This is a genomic window from Corynebacterium sp. HMSC074C03, assembly GCF_001838285.1.
GTDB lineage: Bacteria > Actinomycetota > Actinomycetes > Mycobacteriales > Mycobacteriaceae > Corynebacterium > Corynebacterium amycolatum.
This window is the reverse complement of the sequence record NZ_KV836195.1, coordinates 1-945: the sequence shown is the minus strand read 5'-3', so window position 1 is coordinate 945 and position 945 is coordinate 1. Positions and strand designations below refer to the sequence as shown.

At 54.9% G+C, this 945-nt stretch carries 1 protein-coding gene; it reads left to right on the top strand.

Going from position 1 to position 945, the window contains the following annotated elements; translation table 11 throughout:
• Positions 1-30: 30 nt before the first annotated feature.
• Positions 31-945 (top strand): IS110 family RNA-guided transposase (locus tag HMPREF2847_RS01725; RefSeq protein WP_070851317.1); only part of this gene is annotated, 915 nt, incomplete at its 3' end.

Sequence of the window (945 nt, the reverse complement as noted above, 5' to 3'; positions counted from 1 at the left end):
CATACCCATCTCGTTTTCTAGGAGCTCATCATGTCTCCGGAGCATTCCATCGACATATTCCTTGGGTTAGACGTCGGCAAATCTGAACACCACGCCTGCGCCTTAGACCGTGATGGCAACAAGGTCTTCGACAAACCGTTGCCTCAACTCGAATCCGAACTAGCAGGCGTTTTTCACCAGCTTCAGAAGCTTGGCACCGTACTCGTGATCGTCGACCAACCCAACACCATCGGCGCACTACCGATTGCTGTAGCCCGGGACTGCGGTTGCGAAGTCGGATACCTGCCAGGTCTTGCGATGCGCAAAGCTGCAGATCTCTATCCGGGACGTGCAAAAACAGACAAACGCGACGCATTCATCATCGCCGACACCGCCCGCACAATGCCCCACACGCTACGTGCCGTCGACCGCAATGATGAGGTACTCTCCGCCCTAAAGATGCTGTCCGGCTTCGATGATGACATCGCCCGCGATTGCACTCGCACTGTCAATCGGCTTCGCAGTGTCCTCACCCAGATCTACCCCAGCCTGGAACGAGTTTTTGCTGGTAGCACCCTGACTCGCACGCCGATCCTGGAATTATTGATCCATTACAAGGGACCGCAGGGGCTAAAAAGAGCCGGATACCAACGAGTGTTGAACTGGATGATCAAGCGCACACGTAAAGACCCCACCCCGCTGGTAGACGACATTTTTACAGCGCTGAAAGCTCAAACAGTCACCGTGCCTGGAAGCGATGCCGCCGAGTTAGTAATTCCTCAACTGGCTGCAAACATCCAGGCCCTCAAAGAGCAACGAAACACCATTGCTGAGCAGGTTGAAGAGATGCTCGCTGATTTCCCTCTTTGTGAGGTCTTGATGAGTATGCCCGGAGTCGGCATCAAGACCGCAGCGCAGATCCTTCTTGCGATCGGTGATGGCTCCGACTTCGCTAGTGCTGGCCAC